13 protein-coding genes and 1 pseudogene are annotated in these 25,343 nt (G+C 61.1%); 9 read left to right on the forward strand and 5 right to left on the reverse strand.

Features of this window, described 5'->3' with window-relative positions:
* The first annotated feature begins 121 nt into the window (after positions 1–121).
* Both RCCGE510_RS18075 and opgC read left to right on the forward strand, forming a co-directional pair.
* Positions 122–8,641, forward strand: a complete 8,520-nt coding sequence (locus RCCGE510_RS18075; RefSeq protein ID WP_037079134.1) for a glucoamylase family protein — start codon at positions 122–124, stop codon at positions 8,639–8,641.
* 100 nt (positions 8,642–8,741) lie between these two features.
* Positions 8,742–9,980, forward strand: coding sequence for an OpgC domain-containing protein (gene opgC / locus RCCGE510_RS18080; protein ID WP_037079137.1), 1,239 nt, complete (start codon positions 8,742–8,744; stop codon positions 9,978–9,980).
* A gap of 50 nt (positions 9,981–10,030) precedes the next feature.
* Here opgC and RCCGE510_RS35625 read toward each other — a convergent pair.
* Together RCCGE510_RS35625 and RCCGE510_RS18090 are read right to left on the reverse strand one after the other, a co-directional pair.
* Positions 10,031–10,382 (reverse strand): annotated as a pseudogene (locus RCCGE510_RS35625) (VOC family protein).
* A 430-nt stretch (positions 10,383–10,812) separates the two neighbouring features.
* Positions 10,813–12,576, reverse strand: coding sequence for a glucan ABC transporter ATP-binding protein/ permease (locus RCCGE510_RS18090; protein WP_007632290.1), 1,764 nt, complete (start codon positions 12,574–12,576; stop codon positions 10,813–10,815).
* A 320-nt stretch (positions 12,577–12,896) separates the two neighbouring features.
* Between RCCGE510_RS18090 and RCCGE510_RS18095 the strand changes: the two genes are divergently transcribed.
* The 3 genes from RCCGE510_RS18095 to RCCGE510_RS18105 all read left to right on the forward strand — a co-directional run bounded on the left by RCCGE510_RS18095 (position 12,897) and on the right by RCCGE510_RS18105 (position 18,104).
* On the forward strand, positions 12,897–13,652 hold the full coding sequence (locus tag RCCGE510_RS18095) for a LuxR family transcriptional regulator (protein WP_007632291.1): 756 nt from the start codon (positions 12,897–12,899) through the stop codon (positions 13,650–13,652).
* A gap of 217 nt (positions 13,653–13,869) precedes the next feature.
* Positions 13,870–17,334, forward strand: a complete 3,465-nt coding sequence (gene pyc / locus RCCGE510_RS18100) for a pyruvate carboxylase (protein WP_007632292.1) — start codon at positions 13,870–13,872, stop codon at positions 17,332–17,334.
* A 197-nt stretch (positions 17,335–17,531) separates the two neighbouring features.
* A complete protein-coding gene (locus RCCGE510_RS18105; RefSeq protein WP_007632297.1) occupies positions 17,532–18,104 on the forward strand; it encodes an NAD(P)H-dependent oxidoreductase in 573 nt (190 codons plus the stop codon).
* Between the two features lie 44 nt (positions 18,105–18,148).
* Here the strand turns inward: RCCGE510_RS18105 and RCCGE510_RS18110 are convergent, their stop codons facing one another.
* The 3 genes from RCCGE510_RS18110 to RCCGE510_RS18120 all read right to left on the reverse strand — a co-directional run bounded on the left by RCCGE510_RS18110 (position 18,149) and on the right by RCCGE510_RS18120 (position 20,565).
* Positions 18,149–18,910 (reverse strand): amino acid ABC transporter ATP-binding protein, encoded by a 762-nt coding sequence (locus RCCGE510_RS18110; protein ID WP_007632299.1) that lies wholly within the window; start codon positions 18,908–18,910, stop codon positions 18,149–18,151.
* On the reverse strand, positions 18,907–19,587 hold the full coding sequence (locus RCCGE510_RS18115; protein WP_007632305.1) for an amino acid ABC transporter permease: 681 nt from the start codon (positions 19,585–19,587) through the stop codon (positions 18,907–18,909). Before RCCGE510_RS18115 ends, RCCGE510_RS18110 begins: the two co-directional genes overlap by 4 nt.
* 204 nt (positions 19,588–19,791) lie before the next feature.
* Positions 19,792–20,565, reverse strand: a complete 774-nt coding sequence (locus tag RCCGE510_RS18120; RefSeq protein WP_007632307.1) for an amino acid ABC transporter substrate-binding protein — start codon at positions 20,563–20,565, stop codon at positions 19,792–19,794.
* 300 nt (positions 20,566–20,865) lie between these two features.
* Here RCCGE510_RS18120 and RCCGE510_RS18125 point away from each other — a divergent pair, with 300 nt between their 5' ends.
* From RCCGE510_RS18125 to hisC, 4 genes are all read left to right on the forward strand, one after another.
* The gene (locus tag RCCGE510_RS18125) at positions 20,866–21,642 is read left to right on the forward strand and encodes a DeoR/GlpR family DNA-binding transcription regulator (protein ID WP_007632308.1); all 777 of its coding nucleotides are present in this window, start codon (positions 20,866–20,868) and stop codon (positions 21,640–21,642) included.
* Between the two features lie 64 nt (positions 21,643–21,706).
* A complete protein-coding gene (locus RCCGE510_RS18130; RefSeq protein ID WP_007632309.1) occupies positions 21,707–22,900 on the forward strand; it encodes an MFS transporter in 1,194 nt (397 codons plus the stop codon).
* A 96-nt stretch (positions 22,901–22,996) separates the two neighbouring features.
* Complete coding sequence (gene ispG, locus RCCGE510_RS18135) at positions 22,997–24,247, forward strand: flavodoxin-dependent (E)-4-hydroxy-3-methylbut-2-enyl-diphosphate synthase (protein WP_007632311.1); 1,251 nt, start codon at positions 22,997–22,999, stop codon at positions 24,245–24,247.
* A gap of 16 nt (positions 24,248–24,263) precedes the next feature.
* Entirely contained in the window at positions 24,264–25,325 is a 1,062-nt protein-coding gene (gene hisC / locus RCCGE510_RS18140; protein ID WP_007632314.1) for a histidinol-phosphate transaminase, read from the forward strand.
* Positions 25,326–25,343: the final 18 nt, after the last annotated feature.

A 25,343-nucleotide genomic window follows, 5' to 3' on the forward strand; every position in this document is an offset into this window, starting at 1 on the left:
TCGTTCACCCCGGCTTCATCGATCTTTGAAGATTAGGGCTCCGTTCATGTAGCAGTCATGATAAGCAGTGCAAAAGGCTGAGCAAAACAGCCATAACTTTGTTTGGATCCAGAACCGAACCATGTCTATTTCTAATCTTTCTCCGAACCTTCCGCGCGAACCCGAGATGAAGCAGATCGATCATAACGATTCGATCCGCTCGACCTATCTTGCCATCGAGGACATCAAGGCGATGGGCGATGCGGTCGCCCGCAGCGGCGTCGACCAGCTGCCAGCTTTCGCCCCGTTCGATTTCTTCGCGCGCCACAAGGAAAACGAGAAGGAAATTCTGCGCGTCTACCGGACCACGGCGACCGACGTCGAAGCCGGCGAGACGATCACGCCGGCGGCAGAATGGCTGCTGGACAATCATTATATCGTCGAAGAGGCGATCCAGGAGGTGCGGCGTGATTTTCCCCGCCGCTTCTATCGCGAATTGCCGACCATGGTCGTCGGCGGTGTCGAGGTGCCGCGCACCCTGGTGCTTGCCTGGCTCTACGTCGCCCATACCCACAGCACGATCTCGCAGGAAAGCCTGACGGCGCTGGTCGACGGTTTTCAGGCCAGCGAGACATTCAGGATCGGCGAACTCTGGGCATTGCCTTCGCTTGTGCGCTATGTGCTCGTCGAAAACCTTCGCCGCATTTCCAGCCGTGTCGAAGCCAGCCGCCGCATGCGCCGCCGCGCCAACGATGCGGCCGACGAATTGGTGCGGCTGACCGATCCGGCCGGGGCGGCCGCCTATCTGAAGACGCTGGAACCGCTTGCCGAGGACAATACCTTCTCGACACAGTTCCTCTATCGCCTCCGTGACGGGTCGCAGACGTCGAGTCTGGCAATCACCTGGCTCGACGAGCGGCTGGAAGAACTCGGCCGCAACAGCGAAGAGACGACGACGGCAGAACACAGCCGCCTCTCCTCCGGCAACGTGACGATGGGCAACATCATCCGCAGCCTTCGCGAGATCGACGATGCCGAATGGTCGGTCTGGGTCGAGCAGGTCAGCCATGTCGACAAGCTGCTCTGGGAGCATTCCGATTACGGCATTCTCGATTCCGGCTCGCGCAACAAATATCGCAAACAGATCGAAAAGCTGGCCAAACGCTCGCCGCTGACGGAAATGGAAATCGCCCAGCTGGCGCTCGACATGACGGATGCCGCCAAGGCCTCCGACGAGCCGCGGCCGCATGAACCGAATGTCGGCGGTTTCCTGTCCGGCGCGCAGCGGCCGAAGCTCGAGGCGCGGGCGAATTATCGCCCGACGGTCATCCAGCATTTCGTGCGCGCGGTGCGTCGGTTCAACTGGCTGGCTATTGCCGTGCCCGTCATGCTGCTGACGATCATCGCCATGGCGATCGTCGGCCGGTTCATGGCCAATGCCGGTATGGGGCCGATCGAAATCGCCCTGCTGCTGATCATGTTCTCAGTGCCGGCGTCGGAGGGGGCAACGGGGCTCTTCAACACCGTGCTTTCCTTCTTCGTGACGCCGGCGCGCCTCATCGGATACGAGTTCAAGGAAGGCATTCCGGAGGATGCGCGCACACTGCTCGTCGTGCCCTGCCTGATCTCGAACCGTGACAGCGTCGACGACCACGTGCGCAATCTCGAGGTTCATTATCTCGCCAATCCGCGCGGCGAGCTCTATTTCGCGCTGCTCAGCGATTGGCCGGATAGCGAGGCCGAGGAAACCCCTGCCGATCTCGAGGTTCTCGACTATGCCAGGCGCGAGATCGCCAATCTTTCGGCTCGTTATGCCTATGACGGCAAGACGCGTTTCTATCTGTTGCATCGCCGCCGCCTCTACAATCCCTCCGAAGGCGTCTGGATGGGCTGGGAGCGCAAGCGCGGCAAGCTGCACGAGCTGAACATGCTGCTGCGCGGCGACCGCGATACCACCTATCTGCCCGGCGCCAACACCGTGCCGGCCAATATCCAATATGTCATGACACTCGATGCCGATACGCGCCTAATGCGCGATGCCGTCACCAAGCTCGTCGGCAAGCTCTATCATCCGATCAATCGCCCGGTCATCAATCCGAAAACCGGTCGTGTCGAAAGCGGCTATGGCGTGCTGCAGCCGCGCGTCACTCCGTCGCTGACGACGGGCAAGGACGCGTCGGTCTTCCAGCGGGTCTTTTCGATCAACCGCGGCCTCGACCCTTACGTCTTCACCGTTTCCGACGTCTATCAGGATCTCGCCGGCGAGGGCACCTTCACCGGCAAGGGCCTTTATCATGTCGATGCCTTCGAGGCGTCGCTGAAGGGTCGGATCGACGAGAACTCCGTGCTCAGCCACGATCTTCTCGAAGGCTCGATGGCGCGCTGCGCCCTCGTCACCGATCTCGAACTGGTTGAGGATTTCCCGATCCGTTACGAAGTCGAGACCTCGCGCCAGCATCGCTGGGCGCGTGGCGACTGGCAGCTGCTGCCCTATATGTTCAATCCGAAATACGGCGTCACGGCACTCGGCCGCTGGAAGATGTTCGACAATCTGCGCCGCTCGCTGACGCCGATCGCCTGGTTCTTCGCCTCCGTGCTCGGCTGGTATTTCATGAATCCGCTCGGCGCACTGATCTGGCAGATTCTGCTGATCTTCTGCCTCTTCGTCGCGCCGACGCTGTCGCTCATCAACGGCATCATTCCGCGCACCAGCGATATCATCGCCCGCGCCCATCTCTATACGGTCTGGTCCGATATCACGGCTGCCAATGCGCAGGTTGCACTGCGGATCGTCTTTATCGCCGATTCCGCCGCCATGATGGCCGATGCGATCGGCCGCTCGCTCTACCGCCTGTTCGTCAGCCGCAAGCTGATGCTGCAGTGGCGGACCGCCGCCAGCGTTCAGGCCGGCGGCCAGGGGACGCTGATTTCCTATTACAAAGGGATGTGGCACGCACCGGCCCTGGCGCTGCTGGCGCTTGGGTTTGCAGCGCTGCCTGGCGGCGGCGCCTTCGTCGTCGGCATTCCCTTCGCGCTGTTGTGGATCCTGTCGCCTGTCGTCGCCTGGTATGTCAGCCAGTCGGCGGAGACCGAGGACCGGCTCGAGGTCGCCGATTCGGTGTCGAGCGAACTGCGCAAGATCGCCCGGCGCACCTGGCGTTATTTCGAGACCTTCACCACAGCCGAGCAGAACTATCTGCCGCCGGACAACATCCAGGAAACGCCGCATGTGATTGTCGCGGCGCGCACCTCGCCGACCAATATCGGCGTCTATCTGCTCTCGGTCGTTTCCGGCCGGCAATTCGGCTGGTTCTCGTTCGAGGAGACGCTCGAGCGGCTGGAGCAGACGATTTCGACGATCGACAGAATGGAGAAATTCCGCGGTCATCTGTTCAACTGGTACCACACCGATACGCTGCAGACGCTTGGACCGCGTTATGTCTCGGCTGTCGACAGCGGCAATCTCGCCGGCCATCTGATCGCCATTTCGTCGGCCTGCCGCAACTGGGCCGAGGCGCCGTCCGCTCATATGCAGGGCAATCTCGATGGCGTCGGCGACACAGCCGGCATTCTCGGTGAAGTGCTGGCCGACCTGCCCGATGACCGCAAGACCGTGCGGCCGCTACGCCGGCGCCTGGAGGAACGCATCGTCGGCTTCCAGAACGCGCTTGCCGCCGTCAAGCGCGAGCATGAATTCGCCTCGATCCGCATCATCAACCTCGCCGTTCTCGCGCGCGACATCGAAAAGCTCGCCGCCAATCTCGACCATGAGGTCAAGTCGAAACAGAGCGAAGAGGTCACTCAATGGGCGGCCTCCCTGGTGAAGGTCTGCGAGGCGCATATTTCCGACAGCACCTTCGACCTTTCCAAAGTTGATGCGCTGAGGCCGCGCCTGGTGGCGCTGCGCGACAAGGCCCGCGATCTGGCCTTCTCGATGGATTTCGGCTTCCTGTTCCGGCCGGAGCGTCGCCTGTTGTCGATCGGCTACCGCGTCGAAAGCGGTGAACTCGACCAAGCCTGCTACGATCTTCTCGCCTCGGAATGTCGCCTGACCAGCCTGTTCGGCATTGCCAAGGGCGATCTGCCGACGGAACACTGGTATCGCCTCGGCCGTCAGGTCGTGCCTGTGGGATCGCGCGGCGCGCTGGTCTCCTGGTCCGGCTCGATGTTCGAATATCTGATGCCGCCGCTGGTCATGCAGGAGCGTGGCGGTGGGATTCTCAACCAGACCAACAATCTGGTTGTCGTCGAACAGATGAATTACGCCCGCAAACTCGGCATTCCGTGGGGCATTTCGGAAGCGGCTTTCAATGCCCGCGACCACAATCTCAATTATCAGTACACGAATTTCGGCGTGCCGACGCTCGGCCTGAAGCGCGGCCTCGGCCACAATGCCGTCATTGCGCCTTATGCATCGCTGCTCGCCAGCCAGTACGACCCGCCGGCCGCGCTTGAAAATCTGCAGAGGCTGCGCAAGGTCGGTGCGCTCGGCAAGTTCGGCTTCCACGATGCCGTCGACTTCACGCCGACGCGCGTGCCGGAAGGCAAAAAATGCGCCGTGGTCTACAATTATTATGCCCACCATCACGGCATGTCGATCGCCGCCGTCGCCAACGTTGCCTTCAATGGTCATCTGCGCGAGCTCTTTCACGCCGATCCCGTTATCGAGGCAGCGGAGCTTTTGCTGCAGGAAAAGGCGCCGCGCGACATTCCGGTGATGAGCGGCAAGCATGAATCCGACACGCCGGCCAGCATCCAGGACGATCTGCTGCGGCCGGAGATCAGGAAATTCAGCGATCCGGCTTCGCGTGACCGCGAACTCGTGTTCCTGTCGAACGGCCATTATTCGCTGATGCTGACGGCGACGGGCGCCGGTTATTCTCGCTGGAACGGCCTTTCCGTTTCCCGCTGGAAAGCCGATCCGACCGAAGACCGCTGGGGCAGCTTCATCTTCCTGCGTGATACCGCCACGAATGAATGGTGGTCGACGACATCGGAGCCGAAGGGTGTCGAAGGCGAAAAGATCAAGGTCGAATTCGCCGACGAGAAGGCGCAGTTCACCAAGACGGTCGGCGACCTCACCAGCGAGGTGGAGTGCATCATTGCGACCGAGCATGATGCCGAGGCCCGCCGGGTCACTCTGCTCAACATGGGCACGGAAGACCGTTTCATCGAAGTCACGTCCTATCTCGAGCCAGTGATCACCTCCGACGATACCGACAATGCGCATCCGGCATTCGCCCGGATGTTCGTTAAGACCGAGATCGGCAAACGCGGCGACGTCATCCGCGCCGAACGCAATAAGCGCGACCCGAACGAGCCAAACATTAGCATCGCCCATCTGATCGTCGACAATGCCGGCGACACCCGCCACACGGAATTCGAGACCGACCGGCGCAAATTCATCGGCCGTGGCCGCAGCCTTGCCGATGCGGCAGCCTTCGATCCGGGTGCTACGCTTTCCGGCAGCGACGGCTTCATGCTCGATGCGGTGATGTCGCTGCGTCGCACCGTCCGCGTGCCGGCCGGCAAGAAAGTCAGCGTGATCTTCTGGACGATCGCAGCGCCAAACCGCGACGAAGTCGACAAGGCGGTCAATCGCTACCGTCATCCCGACGCCTTCAACCACGAGCTGGTCCAAGCCTGGACGCGCACGCAGGTGCAGATGCGCCATGTCGGTGTCACCTCACAGCAGGCGGCGGCCTTCCAGCATCTCGGACGTTACCTCGTCTATCCCGACATGCAGCTGCGCAAGGACGAGGCGACCGTCGAGGCCGGCCTGCAGTCGCAATCGGCGCTTTGGCCGCTGGCGATCTCCGGCGACTTCCCGATCTTCACGCTGCGCATCAACGACGACATGGATCTCGAGATCGCCCGCGAGGCGCTGCTGGCGCAGGAATATCTGCGTTCGCGCGGCGTCACCGCCGATCTTGTCATCATGAACGAACGCGCCTCCTCCTATGCGCAGGACATGCAGCATGCGCTCGACGCGATGTGCGAAAACGTGCGCCGCATGGGCCAGGCCGACGGGTTGCGCCAGCATATCTTTGCGGTTCGCAAGGATCTGATGGAGGAGAGCACCTATCACGCGCTGATCGCGGCTTCCCGCGTCACGCTGCATACGAAGAATGGCAAGGTGGTCGACCAGATCAACCGCGCCGTGGCGCTGTTTGCACCCTCCAAGGAGGAGCTGCAGGAGATGGAACGGACCGAGCGCAACAAGGCTCCGGTCAAGCGCATCGCGCCGGTGCCGCCGCCGGTCGTGCCCGCCGTCGTCATCGAGGAGGACGGCGATCTCGACTTCTGGAACGGTATCGGCGGCTTTGCCCGCGACGGACGCGAATATGTCGTTCGGCTGCCCGGAGGTCACGCGACGCCGCAGCCGTGGATCAATGTCATCTCCAATGACAGGTTCGGCTTTCACGTGTCGGCTGAGGGCTCCGGCTTCACCTGGAGCGCCAATTCGCGCGACTATCAGCTGACCTCCTGGTCGAACGATGCGGTGGTCAACCGTTCCGGCGAGGCGTTCTATCTGACAGATCTCGACAGCGGTGCCGTCATGACGCCGTTCGCAGCGCTTTCCCGCCGGCCGGACATCCGCTTCGAAGCTCGCCACGGGCTCGGCTATTCAGTCTTCTCAAGCGTTCAGAACGATATCGCGCTCGAGCTGACGCAGACGATCGATCGCGAAAGGCCAGTGAAACTGCAGCGCCTGCGCCTGCGCAACACCGGTTCGACCAGCCGCAAGCTGCGTCTCTACGGTTATGTCGAATGGATACTCGGCAGCAATGCGGCCCGCACGGCACCGTTCATCCTGTCTCAATATGACGAGGAGACGGGGGCGCTGTTTGCCACCAATCCCTACAGCATCGATTATTCCAACCGCACCGCTTTCTTCGCGGCGAGCGAGACACTTTCGAGCTTCTCGGCAAGCCGGCGCGAATTTGTCGGCAAGGCGGGAACGATCCAGGCGCCGCAGGCCGTTACCTCCGCCGCCGCCCTTTCCAGCACGTCCGACCTTGACGGTGATCCGGCCGCAGCGCTTGCGATCGACGTCCAGCTCGGCGCCGGTGAGGAGCGCGATTTCACCTTCTTCCTCGGCGATACGCCGACGGCGGAAGAAGCGCGCAGCGTCATCGCCGAGATCCGCAAGGCCTCGTTCGACGATGCCGTCGAGGCGAACCGAACCTTCTGGCGGGATTTTACCGGCAGGCTGCAGATATCGACGCCCGATCGCGGGATGAACAATCTCGTCAACACCTGGCTGCCCTATCAGAGCCTCGGCTGCCGCATCATGGCCCGCACCGCCTTCTACCAGGCAAGCGGCGCCTTCGGCTTCCGCGATCAGCTGCAGGACACGCTGGCCTTCGTGCTGCACGAACCCTCGCTTGCCCGCGGGCAGATCCTGAATGCCGCTTCACGTCAATTCCGCGAAGGCGACGTGCAGCATTGGTGGCTGCCCGGAACGGGTGCGGGCGTGCGCACGTTGATCTCGGACGATGTTGTCTGGCTTGGCTACGCGATCCATCATTATTGCAGCGTCACCGGCGATAAGACCGTGCTCGACGAGGAGATCGCTTTCCTGGAAGGACCGGCTCTGCTCGAAGGCCAGCACGACTCCTTCTACAGGCCGGAGATTTCCGAGGACAAGGCGAGCGTTTATGAGCACGCGGCGCTGGCGCTCGATCTCGCTATCGCCCGCAAGGGGGCAAACGGCCTGCCGCTGTTCCTTGGCGGCGACTGGAACGACGGGATGAACCGCGTCGGCATCGGCGGGCGCGGCACCAGCGTCTGGCTCGGCTGGTTCCTGGCAGGTGCATTGCGGTCCTTTATTCCCTATGCCGAAGAGCGCGGCGACACGGCCCGCGCCGAGCGCTGGTCGGCGCATCTGACCGAGCTGAAGAAGGCGCTCGAAACTGCGGCCTGGGATGGCGGTTACTATCGCCGCGGCACCTTCGACGATGGTGCGCTGCTCGGCTCCAGGGAAAGCCCGGAATGCCGGATCGATTCGATTGCGCAGTCATGGAGCGTGCTCTCGGGCGAGGGTGATCCGGCCCGCGCCGTCACGGCGATGGATGCCGTGCTCGACCAGCTGGTCGACGAGGATGCCCGAATTATCCGGCTGTTCACGCCGCCTTTCGTCAATTCCGCCAGGGATCCCGGCTATATCAAAGCCTATCCGCCGGGCGTGCGCGAAAACGGCGGACAATATACCCACGCCGCGACCTGGGTGGTGATGGCGCTGGCGGAGCTGAAGCGGGGCGATGATGCATTCCGCTGCTTCCAGATCCTCAACCCGATCACCCATGCGCTCGACAAGGCTTCGGCGGAGCAATACCGCGTCGAACCCTATGTCGTGGCGGCCGACGTCTACGGCCATGAGCCCTACACGTCGCGCGGCGGCTGGACCTGGTATACCGGCTCCGCCGGCTGGCTCTACCGCGCTGCCGTCGAGGGCATCCTCGGCATCCGGCTGAAGGGCGGCCGGCTCTATGTGCGGCCGTCGCTCCCTTCGGAATGGGACGGTTTTGCGGCAGAGGTGGAGCAGGGCGACGGCAAATACCGCATTTCGGTCTCAAAAGCGTCCAATGACAGCGGCTACACTCTGTTGATCAACGGCTGCGAAGTCACTGATCCCGAAGAGGGATATCCGCTCGGATAACAGCGTTCTCCACGCTGAAAAACACGGCGATTCGCGGCGGCCAAAAGGGAACCCTTTTGGCCGCCGTCGCGTTTGCAAATCGGATGACAAGGAGAAACCCATGGCTAGCACGCCGACCCAAGCCATCGTCACTGGGCGCAGTTCCCTATCCGCAGCTGCGCCAATGCGAGATACGAGGCTCGACGTCTTGCGCGGCGTGGCGCTGATCATGATCTTCATCAATCATGTTCCCGGACAGATTTTCGAATATCTGACGACGAAGAATTTCGGTTTTTCCGACGCTGCTGAGGCCTTCGTCTTGATCTCGGGCATTGCCGTCGGCCTTGCCTATGGTTCCGGGTTCCGGCCGGGCAACCGGCTGAAGATGGCGATCAAGGCGGTGAAACGCGCCTTCACGCTCTATCTCGCTCATATGATCACCACCTTCATGACGCTGGCGCTGTTTATCTGCGGCGCGTGGCTGTTTCACCGGCCGGGCTTGCTGGTCGAAATCAACATCCTGGCGGTGCTGATGAACCTGAAGGAGGGCATTCCGGCGCTGCTGCTGCTCGGCCACCAGATCGGCTACAACAACATCCTGCCGATGTACGGCGCGCTGATGCTGATGGTGCCGATCATCCTGCTGTTGAATGCGCGGAGCCCGCTGCTGGCGCTCGGCGTCTCCGGCACGGTCTGGCTGCTTGCGGGCATCTATCAGGTGGCGCCGCACAACATGCTGATCGAGAGCTACTGGTTCCTCAATCCGCTTTCCTGGCAGTTCCTGTTTTCGATCGGCATCGTTTCGATGCTGCACATCAAGCGCGGCGGCACGATCCCGCGGCATCCGGTGCTGCTTGCGGCCGCTGCCGGTTACGTCGCGCTGTCCTTCGTTTGGGTGACCGGCCAGTTCTGGGTCTTCGGCAATTCGCTGGCAGCGCTTGGCCTGCCGGCTGTCATCACCGGTTTTGACAAGACCTTCCTGTCGCTGCCGCGTCTGTTGCACGTGCTGGCGTTGACCTATCTGGTCATCAGCATTCCGGCGCTCTCGCGCATTCTGCGTCGTCCTGCGAACCATCCGCTGACGATCCTCGGCCGCCATTCGCTGAACATCTTCGTCGCCGGCACGATCCTTGCCATGATCGGTCAGGTGGTGCTCTATATCACCAACAAGGATCCGCTGGTCGGCCCGCTGTTTGTGATCGTCGGGGTCGCGGCACAATTCGCCTATGCTTATTATCTCGAACACAAGCGCCAACTGGGCAAGGTCAAGGCGAAATCGGTCGCGGAGGCCGCCACCATCCCGGTTCCCGTCCGCATTGGCGGGACGGCAAATGCCTATCGCCGGACCGACCGGAAATAATTTCTGACGCGCCTGTGAGATGAAGGAGCCGGTGGCCGATTGCCGCCGGCTCAATTTTTATGGACGAGAATGTTCACCAGCTTGCCCAGCGGATCGCGCACATAAAAGCGCCCGACGCCCCAAGGCTCGTCGGCCGGCCCATACTCGATCGCAAACCGGCAGCCGACACCGCCTCGAACACGGCATCGAGATCATCAACTTCGATCGAAAGATTGGCACCGGCGTTCCGGAACCGCCCTCGCTAGCGATACTCAGCTGAACATTCATCGGTGTCGTGGCGCCGAAGGTCGTGATCCACCTGTGATCCATGACGACGTTGAGACCCAGGATATCCCGATAGAAGCGCCGGGCAGGCGTGATGTCAGGAGCCTGGATATTGACAACGATGCGCAGGACGGTCATGGGCTTTCCTTCCGATGCGTGGTGACAAGGCGGAAGGTAGGAAGATCGGCAGGGTGGTCAATCGGAGTTTGGCTTGGAATGGCGACGCGGCGGCGCGTGGCACCCCCCTCTGCCCTGCCGGGCATCTCCCCCACAAGGAGGGAGATCTGCTGGGCGCGATGGTTTCCCCAAACAATGACCAACTGATGTTCCGCACCGTAGTAGAGAGGGATTGAGGGCCAACCACTGGAGCCAATCTCCCTCCTTGTGGGGGAGATGCCCGGCAGGGCAGAGGGGGTAGCCACACGGCACACTGCCAATGCATCTCGTCCACAGCCGCATCGGGAGAGAGCAAAGTCCTAAAGCGTGGCATATGAAGGCGCTTAACCCAGCCAAACAAAAAGGCCGGAAGGGGCTCCCCTTCCGGCCTTTGTCTTGAAACCCGAACCGGTCAGGCGGCTTCGGTGGTGTGGGCCTTGCGGACCTCTTCGTCCGTCAGGATACCGCTGGCGCGCAGCAGGGCGGCGAAGCGGCCGTTGCTGTGGCTGAGTTCGTCGAAGCTGCCCTGTTCGGCGACGCGGCCGTCGTCGAGGAAGAGCACCATATCGGCTTCGCGGACCGTCGACAGGCGGTGGGCGATGATGAAGGTGGTGCGGTTCTGGCGCAGGTTGTCGATGGCGGCCTTGACGCGGTTTTCAGTCTCGACGTCGAGCGCCGAGGTCGCCTCGTCGAGCACCAGGATCGGCGCGTCCTTGAGGATGGCGCGGGCGATGGCGATGCGCTGACGCTCGCCGCCGGAGAGCTTGTTGCCGCGTTCGCCGACATGCGTATCGTAGCGATCCTCACGGGTCTCGATGAAGTCGGCAGCAGCGGCGGCTTCGGCCGCCCGGCGCATGTCCTCTTCGCTGGCGCCTTCACGGCCAAGGCGGATGTTGTCGCTGATCGAACGGTTCAGCAGGCCGGCATCCTGGAAGACGGTGGCGATATGGCGACGCAGCGACTTGCGGGTCACCTTGGTGATGTCGTTGCCGTCGACGAGGATCTGTCCGCCTTCGGCGTCGTAGACGCGCTGCAGCAGGTTGACGAGCGTCGTCTTGCCGGCACCGGTCGGGCCGACGATCGCGACCGTCTGGCCTGCCTTCACCGAGAAGGAGACATTGTGCAGGCCCTGCGAGCTGTTGCCGAAGCCGAAGGAGACGTCGCGGAATTCGATCGCACCCTTGACGTCTTTGATCTCGCCATTGCCGGCCGGTTCTTCGCGTTCACGCACCGAGTCTTCGAGCGCATAGAATTCCTCGAGCTTGGAACGGGCTTCGAAAATCTGCGTGGCGAACTGGCGCATCAGGTCGAGGCGGCCGATCAGCAGGTTGGCGAAGCCGATGAAGGCGATGACGTCGCCGACGCGCAACTCGCCGGCCTGGACGAGCATGGTGCCGATGATCAGGACCACCATCATCGCGATGGTCGAAGCCATGCGGTTCAACGCACTGGCGATCGCCCACCAGTCGAGCACCGGATACTGTGCTTCGAGCAGGCGGTCGGCGAAGGATTTCAGCGCCCTGGTTTCAGCTTCGATACGATTGTAGCTGTGCAGGACCGAAACGTTGCTGATCGAGTCGCTGACGTGCGAAAAGACGGTGTGGTAGTGGTTCTCGACGGAGGCTTGTCCGTCCTTGGTCCGGCTCATGACGACACGGCCGATCAGCCAGTAGGCGATGGCGAGCACCATGAGTACGGCGGAAAGACGCATGTCCATCGCCATTGCCGTCGGTATCAGAAGGGCAAGCGCGATAACCGTCGACAGGTGATTACGCATGAATTCCAGCCAGAGGCCGAACAGCGTCTCGCAGGCGCGCAACAATGTATGCAGCGCGTTTGAGGTGCCGCGCTGATGGTGCCAGCCAAGCGGCATGGAGATGATCCGGCCGAAGGCTTCCGTCAACAGCGTCGCGCGCCGGCCATGGGCCAGCCTGTCGGCCTCGCGGGCGACCAGCACGAAGGCAACCGTGTTGAAAACGGCGAAGGTCGCCCACATGAAAAGGATGGGCTTGACCTCACCCTTGCCCGAAATCGCATCGATAATGCGACCGAACAGGATCGGCTCCGCGATGGTAATTGTCGCCAGAACGATGTTTGCGACCACGACCAGGGATACGCGCAGCTTGTAGGCGCTGAGATAGCGCAGAGCTCTTGCATAGACCTTAAATAGCGTCACGTCGAACCTCTTGTGCATCTGCGAAGGCGGGATGATGCGATGCTACAAAAGGTTACCTGAACCGGCGATTAACGGAGTATTCAGGGTCCATCGAGACGACGACTAAGCCGATCGTATTATCGTGGGATTCGACGAGATGACTATGGCGCTGAATTTGCTGCTCGGTTATATCCCTGCAACAATTTGCGCTTGCATTTTAATAAATGTTTAGCGCAGCTTAAATTAGAGACTGCATTTTTTGAAGAAGACCGTTTCGCGACGATTTTGAAAAGCCGCCGACGGCCTCGATGCGGGCATCACGTCCGGGCAAGGGGCATTTTGTGAATATTAATTCGTTAATTCAATTGCTTATCGTTCTGGAAGAAATTTCAAATCCTCAGGCCGTGGTTACCGAGTTGGAGCAGGTCATCCAACATTGCGGCTTCGAATATTACGGCCTGCTGCGCCATTTGCCGCAGAACCCGGCGCAGCAGAATGCGGAACCCTGGGCTGCGGCGCTTGCCGGCCGCTGGCCGCAACAATGGCCGCAAATCTATACCGCGAAAAAATATGTGCTGATCGATCCGATGGTGCGCTACCTCGCCCATGCGCAGCGGCCTTTCCGCTGGCGGGAAAGCCTGGGAGCCTTCCGCAACGATGCGCAGAGGCGTCGCATGGAGCAGATGATGGTCGATGCTTTCGGTCACGGACTGGAAGACGGTTATATCTTTCCGATCCACGGACGTAACGGCATTCTCGGCAACCTCAGTCTCGCCGGCAAGCCGATCGAGCTGTCGCCGGTTGAGATCGCCCTTTTCGAGGCGGTAGCGCGCAAAAGCTTCTGGCGCTTGCTCGAGCTGAAAGATGAGGCGCAGGCGCTGGAAAACGCGCTGTCGGCCGAGACGCCGCTGACGCGACGCGAAAGGGAGATCCTGCATTACCTCGCTGAAGGCATGACATCGATGGAAATCAGCAAGATGTTGAAGATCTCAAACCACACCGTCGACTGGTATATGAACGGCTTGCAGAACAAGCTGAAGGCGAAAAACCGGCAGCAGGCGGTGGCGCTTGCCTTTCGTCATGGCCTGATACGCTAAAGCACGATGCCGAAAAAATATGATCGGTTTCACGCTACTCCCTTGATTTGCATAGAAATTTAGATCCAGCCCGATCCGGCCTGACATTGTCGGCATTCAGAATGGCGAGAAATTGCATTTCGCAGTCGCAAGAGAAATTGAACTTCGTGTGACAAGAAGTTAAGAATTTCCTTCGCGGGTGCAGCATGCCCGCGCCTGAACGTCTGAGGAGACCGTTTTGCCCATTTCCAAGATTCTCGTTGCCAACCGCTCCGAAATTGCCATTCGCGTGTTCCGCGCGGCCAACGAGCTTGGAATAAAAACCGTGGCGATCTGGGCGGAGGAAGACAAGCTGGCGCTGCACCGCTTCAAGGCGGACGAGAGCTACCAGGTCGGCCGCGGCCCGCATCTTGCCAAGGACATGGGCCCGATCGAAAGTTATCTGTCGATCGACGAGGTGATCCGCGTCGCCAAGCTCTCAGGTGCCGATGCCATTCATCCAGGCTATGGCCTGCTGTCGGAAAGCCCCGAATTCGTCGATGCCTGTTACAAGGCCGGCATCATCTTCATCGGCCCGAAGGCCGATACGATGCGCCAGCTCGGTAACAAGGTCGCGGCGCGCAACCTGGCGATCTCGGTCGGCGTGCCTGTGGTACCGGCCACCGGGCCGCTGCCGGAAGACATGGCCGAAGTGGCTGAGATGGCCAAGGAGATCGGCTATCCCGTCATGCTGAAGGCTTCCTGGGGCGGCGGCGGTCGCGGCATGCGCGCCATCCGCGATCCGAAGGATCTCGCCCGCGAAGTGACCGAGGCCAAACGCGAGGCGATGGCCGCCTTCGGCAAGGACGAGGTCTATCTGGAAAAGCTCGTCGAGCGCGCCCGCCACGTCGAAAGCCAGGTTCTCGGCGATACGCACGGCAATGTCGTGCATCTGTTCGAGCGTGACTGCTCGATCCAGCGCCGCAACCAGAAGGTCGTCGAGCGTGCGCCTGCGCCCTACCTTTCGGAAGCGCAGCGCCAGGAGCTTGCCGCCTATTCGCTGAAGATCGCGTCGGCGACCAATTATATCGGCGCCGGCACCGTCGAATATCTGATGGACGTGGATACCGGCAAATTCTACTTCATCGAGGTCAATCCGCGCATCCAGGTGGAGCACACGGTGACCGAAGTCGTCACCGGCATCGACATCGTCAAGGCTCAGATCCACATTCTCGACGGTTTTGCGATCGGTACGACGGAATCGGGCGTTCCCGCTCAGGCTGACATCCGCCTGAACGGTCACGCGCTGCAATGCCGCATCACCACCGAGGATCCGGAGCACAATTTCATTCCGGATTATGGCCGCATCACCGCCTATCGCTCGGCGTCGGGTTTCGGCATCCGTCTCGACGGCGGCACCTCCTATTCGGGCGCCATCATCACCCGCTATTACGATCCGCTGCTCGTCAAGGTCACGGCCTGGGCGCCGAACCCGTCGGAAGCGATCAGCCGCATGGACCGGGCGCTGCGCGAGTTCCGTATTCGTGGCGTCGCCACCAACCTGACCTTCCTCGAAGCGATCATCGGCCATCCGAAGTTCCGGGACAACAGCTACACCACACGCTTCATCGACACGACGCCGGAGCTATTCCAGCAGGTCAAGCGCCAGGACCGCGCGACGAAGCTCCTGACCTATCTCGCCGACGTCACCGTCAACGGCCATCCCGAGGCCAAGGACAGGCCACGGCCGCTTGATAACGCTGCGCAGCCGGTGGTTCCCTACGCCAACGGCAACACGGTCAAGGACGGGACGAAACAACTGCTCGACACGCTCGGCCCGAAGAAATTCGGCGAATGGATGCGCAATGAAAAACGCGTGCTTCTGACCGACACGACGATGCGCGACGGCCACCAGTCATTGCTCGCCACCCGCATGCGCACCTATGATATCGCCCGCATCGCAGGCACGTATGCGCATGCGCTGCCCAACCTTTTGTCGCTCGAATGCTGGGGTGGCGCCACCTTCGACGTCTCGATGCGCTTTCTGACGGAGGATCCGTGGGAACGCCTGGCGCTGATCCGCGAGGCCGCGCCGAACCTTCTGTTGCAGATGCTTTTGCGCGGCGCCAACGGCGTCGGCTACACCAACTACCCCGACAATGTCGTCAAATATTTCGTCCGCCAGGCAGCCAAGGGCGGTATCGATCTCTTTCGCGTCTTCGACTGCCTGAACTGGGTCGAGAATATGCGGGTGTCGATGGATGCCATTGCCGAGGAGAACAAGCTCTGCGAGGCGGCGATCTGCTATACTGGCGATATCCTGAACTCGGCCCGTCCAAAATACGATCTGAAATACTATACCGATCTTGCGGTCGAGCTTGAAAAGGCCGGCGCGCATATCATCGCGCTCAAGGATATGGCCGGCCTCCTCAAGCCTGCAGCTGCAAAAGTTCTGTTCAAGGCGCTGCGTGAAGCGACCAGCCTGCCGATTCATTTCCACACGCATGATACATCGGGTATTGCGGCCGCGACCGTTCTTGCCGCTGTCGATGCCGGCGTCGATGCCGTCGATGCGGCGATGGATGCGCTATCCGGCAACACCTCGCAGCCCTGTCTCGGCTCGATCGTCGAGGCGCTGCGTGGTACGGAGCGCGATCCGGGCCTCGATCCGGAATGGATCCGCCGCGTCTCCTTCTATTGGGAAGCGGCGCGTCACCAGTACGCCGCCTTCGAAAGCGACCTCAAGGGTCCGGCATCGGAAGTCTATCTGCATGAAATGCCGGGCGGCCAGTTCACCAACCTTAAGGAACAGGCCCGCTCACTCGGCCTCGAGACCCGCTGGCATCGGGTGGCGCAGGCCTATGCCGATGCCAACCAGATGTTCGGCGATATCGTCAAGGTGACGCCGTCCTCCAAGGTGGTCGGCGACATGGCTCTGATGATGGTCTCGCAAGACTTGACGGTTGCCGATGTCGTCAGCGCCGACAAGGAAGTCTCCTTCCCGGAATCGGTGGTGTCGATGCTGAAGGGTGATCTCGGTCAGCCGCCGTCAGGCTGGCCGGAAGCGCTGCAGAAGAAGGCGCTGAAGGGCGACAAGCCCTATACTGTGCGGCCCGGCTCATTGCTCAAGGAGGCCGACCTCGATGCTGAGCGCAAGGTCATCGAGACGAAATTGGAACGTGAGGTCAGCGATTTCGAATTCGCTTCCTATCTGATGTATCCGAAAGTGTTTACCGACTTCGCGCTTGCCTCCGATACCTACGGCCCGGTTTCGGTACTGCCGACGCCGGCCTATTTCTACGGGCTTGGGGATGGCGAGGAACTGTTTGCCGATATCGAACGCGGCAAGACGCTGGTCATCGTCAACCAGGCGATGAGCGCCACCGACAGCCAGGGCATGGTGACCATCTTCTTCGAGCTCAATGGCCAGCCGCGCCGCATCAAGGTGCCGGACCGGGCCCATGGCGCAACAGGTGCAGCTGTCCGCCGCAAGGCTGAGCCGGGCAATGCCGTCCATGTCGGTGCGCCGATGCCGGGCGTCATCAGCCGTGTCTTCGTCTCTCCAGGTCAGGCCGTCAGTGCCGGCGACGTGCTCGTCTCCATCGAGGCGATGAAGATGGAAACGGCGCTTCATGCGGAAAAGGACGGAACGATCTCCGAAATTCTCGTCAAGGCCGGCGATCAGATCGACGCCAAGGACCTGCTCGTCGTCTATGGCGCTTGAGCAATGGGCGGCTGATCGTTGCCGAAAGGCTTGTTCTACCGCCCAACGATCTTCGGCCAATCACCCGATTGTGTAGGATCGGGCTGTGAAAAGCTGATTTTTCGAAGAGTTGACAGTCTCCTCGCCTTGCCCGGCGAGGAGACTTTCTCATAGACTTGCGCTCCCACCATCCCAAGACCCATCAGGAAAACATCTCCATGAGCAAGTTGAAGATTGCCGTCATTGTCGGCAGCACGCGTATTGGCCGTTTTGCCGAACATCCGGCCAAGTGGATTGCCGAGCTGGTCGGTCAGCGCTCCGATCTGGAAGTCGAGGTTCTCGATCTTATCGACTATCCCATGCATTTCTTCGGCGAAGCGCGCGCCACCACGGCGGAAAGCGACGCCGCCGAGCGCTGGAAGAAGAAGCTGCGCGGGTTCGACGGCTTCATTTTCACCGTCGCCGAGTATAACCATGCGCCGACGGCCGTGCTGAAAAACGCCATCGATCTCGGCGAATTCATCCAGAAGCCGGTCGGTTTCGTCGGTTACGGCGGCGTCGGCGGCGCACGTGCGGTCGAACAGCTGCGTCTGATTTTCGTGGAAATGGGCGCTGCTTCCGTCAAGACCGGCGTCCACATCGCATTCAGCGAATATCTTGCCGTTCTCAAGGAGGGCAAGAGCCTTGGCGATTACGCCCATCTCAACGAGGCTGCCAAGAACCTGCTCGATCAGATGACATGGTGGGGCAACGCGCTGAAGGCTGCGCGCGCCGTCGTCACGGCCTCCTGATTGGAGTTCCAGCAATGCCGGGATGGTCGCATCCCGGCATTGCTTCATATGTCGTAGGTATGGGCCGCGTTGATCGTCGAGATGAAACGCTTGGTGCGTTCGCGCTCCGGCGCAGTGAAGATCGCCTTGGCGCTACCCGTTTCCACCACGCTTCCGGCTTCCAGAAAGACGACGTCGTTGGCGATCTTCGAGGCAAGCCTGAGATCGTGGGTCGCCATCACCATCGTCGTGCCTTCGCGGGCAAGCTGACCCAGCACATCGACCACTTCTGCCGAGAGCTCCGGATCGAGCGCCGAGGTCGGCTCGTCACACAGAAGCACGCGCGGCGACGGCGCCAAGGCGCGAGCGATCGCCACACGCTGCTGCTGACCGCCCGAGAGCGTCGAAGGCCATGCATCGACCTTGTGGGTCATGCCGACCTTGGTCAGCAATTCCATCGCCCGCTCGCGCGCCCTTTCCCTCGGCCATTTCAGTACTGTCACCAGGCCTTCCATAACATTCTCGATCGCGGTCTGATGCGGGAAGAGCTGGAAGTTCTGGAAGACCATGCCGGTCTGGCGGCGGATCTTCTGGATCGCCTGCCAGCTCGTTCGTTTGCCCGGCGCAAAAGCGAGCGTTTCCTCTCCGAGGCGGATGGAACCGGCTGTGGGAATTTCGAGCAGGTTGATGCAGCGCAGCAGCGTGCTCTTACCGCCGCCCGAAGGCCCGACCAGCGCAGTGACGCTGCCTTCGGGAATGCGGATGCTGATGTCCTTGAGGATGACGGCGTCGCCGAAGCGCTTTTCGATGTTGGAAAGCTCGATCATGCATTGGCCTCCAGCATGCCGCCATAACGCGCGAAGCGGCGCTCCAGCCGCACCTGCAGCTGCGAGAGGACGGAGCTCAGCAGGAGATAGATCAGCGCCGCCTCGATATAGAGGATCAGCGGCTCATAGGTGGTGGCGACGATGCGCTGGGCCGCCTGGAAGAGCTCCGGCACGGTGATGGCGGCGGCAAGCGAGGTGTCCTTGACCAGCGAGATGAAGGTGTTCGACAGAGGTGGCACGGCGACGCGGGCGGCCTGCGGCAGGATGGTGCGGCTCATCGCCTGGCGCCAGCTCATGCCGATCGAATAGGCGGCTTCCCACTGGCCCTTCGGCACCGAGGAAATGACCGCGCGGATGATCTCGGAACTATAGGCGCCGATATTCAGTGTGAAGCCGATGAGGGCGGCCGGAAAGGCATCAAGCAGGATGCCGAGGCTCGGCAGGCCGTAGAAGATGACGAAGAGCTGAACGAGCAGCGGCGTGCCGCGGATGACCCAGACATAGAAGCGGGCGACGGCAGAAAGCGGCGCCGGCCCGAAGAGCCGGGCGATTGCAGTGGCGAGCCCGAGGGCCAGGCCGAAGACGAAGGACAGCAGCGTCAGCGGAATGGTGAAGACCAGCCCCGCCCAGAGGAGCGAGGGCAGCGAATCCGCCATGAGTTGGAGCCAGTGCGGCAAGGCGCGTTCCCTCTCGTCAGTTGGGTGGTGTTATCTCGAATACCCCTCCCCAACACCTCTCCACAAGGGGGAGGGACTTATCTGGCCTCTCACTTCGCAGGAAATAACAGCCGAGCTGCAGGCCGTAACGATTGTTTTGAGATGAGGTGGCCCGCTGCGGAGGCCCCTCCTCGTTGTGGAGAGGGGGCCTTTTCTTGAGGGAGCTTACTTCGAGACGTCCTGGCCGAAATACTTGTCGGCGATCTTCTTGTAAGTGCCGTCGGCCTTGATGTCGGCAAGCGCCTTGTTGATTTCGGCAAGAAGCTCGGGCTCGTTCTTGCGAATGATGATGCCGGAATAATCGGCATTTTCCTGCTCGGCGGCGATCTTCACCGGCGCGTCCGGCTTGTGCTTCTTGAAATCGAGGAAGGAGAGGCTGTCGTTGATCGTGGCATCGGCGCGCTTGGACAGCACCAGCTGGATCGATTGATCGAAACCATCGGTGCCGACGAGCTCGGCTCCGGCTTCGGTTGCGATCTTGCCGAAATTGCTGGTCAGCGACTGAGCGGATTTCTTGCCTTTCAGATCGGCGAAAGTCTTGATGCTGTCGTCGCCGTCACGGATGATCAGCACGGCCTTGGAAGCGATATAGGGTTCGGAGAAATCATATTTCTGCTTGCGGGCTTCGGTGATGCCGACTTGGTTGATGACGGTGTCGTAGCGCTTGGCGTCGAGGCCAGCGATCAGGCCGTCCCACTTGCCCTCGACAAATTCGGCCTTGACGCCGAGTTTGGCGGCGATCGCTTCGCCGATCTCGACGTCGAAGCCGACGAGCTTGCCGCTTTCGTCATGAAAGGTGAAGGGCGCGTAAGTGCCTTCGGTACCGATCTTGAAGACACCGGCCGATTTGATGGCGGCGAGGTTTTCGCCGGCATGGGCAGGCAGGAGGGCAGCAGCCTGAATGAGGGCAGCGGCGGCGACGGTTTTCAACCAGTTCATTGTTTTATCCATCCTTGGGAGGTTGTCATCGGATGAGGGATAGTTCGCAGAAAATTAGGGCGCCGGAAGCGTAAAAAACTGCGAATAAAAGCAGCAACTGCAAATATTTTTCTCAAGCGGCCGGTTGAACCGTGAATCTTGAAGAAACAGGCTCATCCGCCAAGCAGGCTGTCGGTTTTCGCTCTGGTCGTGAAGCTTTATTTCATCACGTCAGAAAACGTGTGTTTTTGCATATTGCGCGCATGATCGTAAGCGTTTATGCACGTTTTCGGTTTCAAACGATTTCGACTCGGTAAAAACATGCAGGATTTTTTGTTGCGCGAGCGCCAAGGCGTGATTTCCGACAGGCTGCGGTTGAACGGCCGCGTGCTGGCGACGGAACTTGCACTCGAATTCGGCGTCTCCGAGGATACGGTGCGCCGCGATCTGCGGGAGATGGCCGCTGCAGGGCTCTGCGAGCGGGTCTATGGCGGCGCACTGCCGATCTCGCCGGCGCACGGCAACCTGACGCAGCGGATGGGGTTTGCCGCTGACCGAAAACAGGCACTGGCGCGCGCTGCGGCACAGCAGATTGCTGCCGGTTCGACTGTATTCTTCGATGCCGGCAGCACCAATCTGGCGATTGCCAACGCATTGCCGGGAGAACTTGCACTGACGGCTGCGACGAATGCGCCGGCGATCGCCGCCGCGCTGATCGACAAGCCTGCCGTCACCGTCATCCTGATCGGTGGAATGGTGGATCGGCAGACCGGGGGGTCGCTCGGCGCCAAAGCTCTGCGGGACATGGAACAGCTTGCGCCCGATCTCTGTATTCTCGGCGCCTGCGGCGTCGATCTTGAGGCCGGGATCACGGTGTTCGGTTTCGAAGATGCCGAGTTCAAGCGATATGCGGCGTCGAGAAGCAGAAAAGTCTTGGTGGCCGCAACCTCGGAGAAATTCGGCACTGCTGCTCCGCATAGCATTCTGCCGGTTGCCCACTGCGAATGGCTGATCGTCGAGCACGATGCCGATCCGGCCATACTCGCCGGTTATCGCGAGCGCGGATGCAGAACTGTTATCGCCGAGAAAACGAACTAGGCGGTTGTCATAGAGTTTAGGGAAACCGGGCGCGGGTAAGCCCGGCAATGAGGAAAGACCGAAAATGGACAGTCATGTGAATGCGCCGCCGGGAGCTCGGAGCGGCTTCGTTACGAAAAGCAGGGCGGCGGTTTCCCTGCTCTTTCTCATGAACGGCTTCGTCGTCGGCTGCTGGGCACCGAAGATCCCGGATTTTGCCGAGCGGCTGGCGCTTTCCAAGTTCGAGCTCGGGCTGATGATCCTCGTCTTCGGCGTCGGCTCGCTGGTGATGATGCCGATCGCCGGGGCGCAGATCGCCAAACACGGCTCGCGTATGGTCGTTCAGGTTCTGGCCGTCTGCGTGCTGCCGCTACTGCTGGCGTTGACGCTGGCGCCAAATGTGATCACCGCGGCAATCTCGCTCTTCCTGTTCGGCGGCTTCATCGGTGCCATGGATGTGGCAATGAATGCCAATGCGGTGTCGGTCGAGAAATCCATGCGCCGCTCCATCATGTCGTCCTGTCACGCTTTCTGGAGCCTTGGCGGGCTGATCGGCTCAGGCCTCGGCGGCGTCGTGATCTCAAAGCTCGGCATTCTCGGTCATGCCGAGCTGGCAACGGTGCTGGCGGCAGTCTTCCTGGCTATCGCATGGCCGATGATCCTAGCGGATGCGCCGCATCCGGACACCAAGAAGGAGAAGACCAGACTGCCGATGGTGCCGCTGCCATGGCTGCTCGGATTGATGGCATTGTTCAGCATGGTGCCGGAAGGTGCGGTTTTGGACTGGGGCGCGCTCTATCTTCGGCAGGAAATGGATGCGTCGGTGGCGCTTTCCGGTCTGGGTTTCGCAGCCTTTTCGGCGACGATGGCAATCATGCGCTTTGCCGGCGACCTGGTGCGCGATCGTCTGGGCGGCGTCAAGACGCTGCGGATCTGCACTTTGTTTGCCATCGTCGGCATGCTGCTTGCCGGCTTGGCGCCCAATGCCGAGATCGCCATTCTAGGCTTTGCCCTTTGCGGCATCGGCATTTCCAACATGGTGCCGATCGCCTTCTCGGCGGCGGGCAACATTCCCGGCCTCAAGCCCGGCATCGGCATCTCTGTCGTTACCACCATGGGCTATTCCGGCATGCTGGTTGCGCCGTCCTTGATCGGCTTCGTCGCCGAGCATGTCGGCTTTGCGGCGGTCTTCATGGCGCTGCCGGTGCTGCTGCTCGTGGTTCTCTCGTTCTCGAAACTGGCCCATTATGCCGATGGAGCCTCCGGGGGCGGTCACTAAGCCGCCTCCCAACAAAAGTGATATCAGAGGCGGTTGACAAGAAAGCGGTCATGATCCACCTGAAAGGCACTGTTTTCAGGGGTCCAGGAACACTTAATGTCTCCAACTGCCGATTTTGATCCGAAACCGCGCCGCGCGTCCGTTGCCGTCGATGTCGGCGGCGTCATCGTCGGCGGCGGGGCGCCGGTCGTCGTGCAATCGATGACGAACACCGACACGGCCGATATCGATTCGACTGTTGCCCAGGTCGCTGCCCTCCACCGGGCGGGCTCGGAGCTGGTGCGCATCACCGTCGACCGTGACGAGAGTGCGGCCGCCGTGCCGAGGATTCGCGAGCGGCTGTTGCGGCTTGGCATGGACGTGCCATTGATCGGCGACTTCCATTATATCGGCCATAAACTGCTTGCCGATCATCCTGATTGTGCCGCAGCGCTGGCGAAATACCGCATCAACCCCGGCAATGTCGGCTTCAAGGACAAGAAGGACAAGCAGTTCGCCGAGATCATCGAGATGGCGATCCGCTACGACAAGCCGGTGCGCATCGGCGTCAACTGGGGCTCGCTCGATCAGGATCTGCTGACGGCGCTGATGGACGAGAATGCTAGAGCCGGTTCGCCGCTTTCGGCCCGGCAGGTGACGCGCGAGGCGATCGTGCAATCGGCGCTGCTTTCGGCAGCCCTTGCCGAAGAGATCGGCCTGCCCCGCAACCGCATCATCCTGTCGGCCAAGGTCAGCCAGGTCCAGGATCTGATCGCCGTCAATTCCATGCTCGGCGAACGCTCCAATCATGCTTTGCATCTCGGTCTGACCGAAGCCGGCATGGGCACCAAGGGCATTGTCGCCTCGGCGGCGGCGATGGGCTTCGTGCTACAGCACGGCATCGGCGATACGATCCGCGTGTCGCTGACGCCCGAGCCGAACGGCGACCGCACACGCGAAGTCCAGGTGGCGCAGGAAATCCTGCAGGTCATGGGCTTCCGGCAGTTCATACCCGTCGTTGCCGCCTGTCCGGGCTGTGGGCGCACGACGTCGACGGTGTTCCAGGAGCTTGCCCAGAACATTCAAAACGACATCCGCAAGAACATGCCGGTCTGGCGCGAGAAATATCCTGGCGTCGAGGCGCTGAACGTCGCCGTCATGGGCTGCATCGTCAACGGGCCTGGCGAAAGCAAACATGCCGATATCGGCATTTCGCTCCCGGGCACCGGCGAGACACCGGCCGCCCCCGTTTTCATCGACGGCCGAAAGGCTTTGACGCTGCGCGGTCCCAATATTGCTGCCGACTTCGAGGCGCTCGTCGTCGACTACATCGAGAAGCGTTTCGGCCAGCGGACGGCGGCGGAATGAGCGACCGCAGGTTCGGATGAGCCAGTACTGGTCGCCAATCGTCAGCAAGCTCCAGCCCTATGTCGCAGGGGAGCAGCCCCGTATTCCCGGCCTGGTAAAGCTCAATACCAATGAGAATCCCTATGGGCCGTCTCCAACGGCGCTTGAAGCGATCAGGCAAGCCGCGGACGATCGTCTGCGGCTCTATCCGGACCCCGCGGCCATGGAATTGCGCCAGACGATCGCTGCCCGTCACGGTTTGACGGCGGAAGAAGTCTTCGTCGGCAACGGCTCTGACGAGGTTCTCGCCCACGCGTTTCAGGCGCTGCTGAAACACGATTTGCCGCTGCTTTATCCGGATGTGAGTTACAGCTTCTATCCGACCTATAGCCGGCTATATGGCGTCGAGACGGTGGAAGTCCTTGTCGATGACAAGTTCCAGATCCAGTTGGCGGATTACGACAGGCCTTGCGGTGCGATCATCATCGCCAATCCGAATGCGCCGACCGGCATCGGCCTGCCGCTTGCCGACATCGAGGCGCTTATCGCCGCCCATCCGGATGCGGTCGTCGTGGTAGACGAGGCCTATATCGATTTCGGCGGTGAAAGCGCTATCCCGCTCATTTGCAAATATCCCAATCTACTTATCGTTCAGACCTTGTCGAAATCCCGCTCGCTTGCAGGTCTGCGCGTCGGCTTCGCGCTGGGGCAGCGGCCGCTGATCGAAGCGCTGGAGCGCGTCAAGGACAGCTTCAATTCCTATCCGCTCGATCGCCTGGCGCAGGTCGCCGCGACGGCAGCAATCAGGGACGAGGCGTGGTTCGAGACAGGCCGGAACAAGCTTATTGCCAGCCGGGACCGTCTCATCAGGGAACTCGAAGCGCTGGATTTCGAAGTGCTGCCGTCTCAAGCGAATTTCGTGTTTGCAAAGCATGAAAGCCGGTCAGGTGCTGCGCTTCAAGCGGCTCTGCGGGAGCGCGGTGTTCTCGTCCGGCATTTCGCCAAGCCGCGAATTTCGGAGTTTCTGCGTATCAGCATCGGCACGGACGAGGAATGCGCCCGTCTGGTTTCCGCTCTCAAGGAAATATTGGCAGCCTAGAGTCTGTCAGGGTTATTC

It is taken from the genome of Rhizobium sp. CCGE 510 (assembly GCF_000292525.1).
Classification (GTDB): domain Bacteria; phylum Pseudomonadota; class Alphaproteobacteria; order Rhizobiales; family Rhizobiaceae; genus Rhizobium.

Coding starts and splice junctions, on each gene's coding strand:
- RCCGE510_RS18130 (WP_007632309.1), top strand. CDS start 21,707: ATGGACAGTCATGTGAATGCGCCGCCGGGAGCTCGGAGCGGCTTCGTT.
- RCCGE510_RS18075 (WP_037079134.1), top strand. CDS start 122: ATGTCTATTTCTAATCTTTCTCCGAACCTTCCGCGCGAACCCGAGATG.
- RCCGE510_RS18125 (WP_007632308.1), top strand. CDS start 20,866: ATGCAGGATTTTTTGTTGCGCGAGCGCCAAGGCGTGATTTCCGACAGG.
- hisC (WP_007632314.1), top strand. CDS start 24,264: ATGAGCCAGTACTGGTCGCCAATCGTCAGCAAGCTCCAGCCCTATGTC.
- opgC (WP_037079137.1), top strand. CDS start 8,742: ATGGCTAGCACGCCGACCCAAGCCATCGTCACTGGGCGCAGTTCCCTA.
- RCCGE510_RS18105 (WP_007632297.1), top strand. CDS start 17,532: ATGAGCAAGTTGAAGATTGCCGTCATTGTCGGCAGCACGCGTATTGGC.
- RCCGE510_RS18110 (WP_007632299.1), bottom strand. CDS start 18,910: ATGATCGAGCTTTCCAACATCGAAAAGCGCTTCGGCGACGCCGTCATC.
- ispG (WP_007632311.1), top strand. CDS start 22,997: ATGTCTCCAACTGCCGATTTTGATCCGAAACCGCGCCGCGCGTCCGTT.
- RCCGE510_RS18120 (WP_007632307.1), bottom strand. CDS start 20,565: ATGAACTGGTTGAAAACCGTCGCCGCCGCTGCCCTCATTCAGGCTGCT.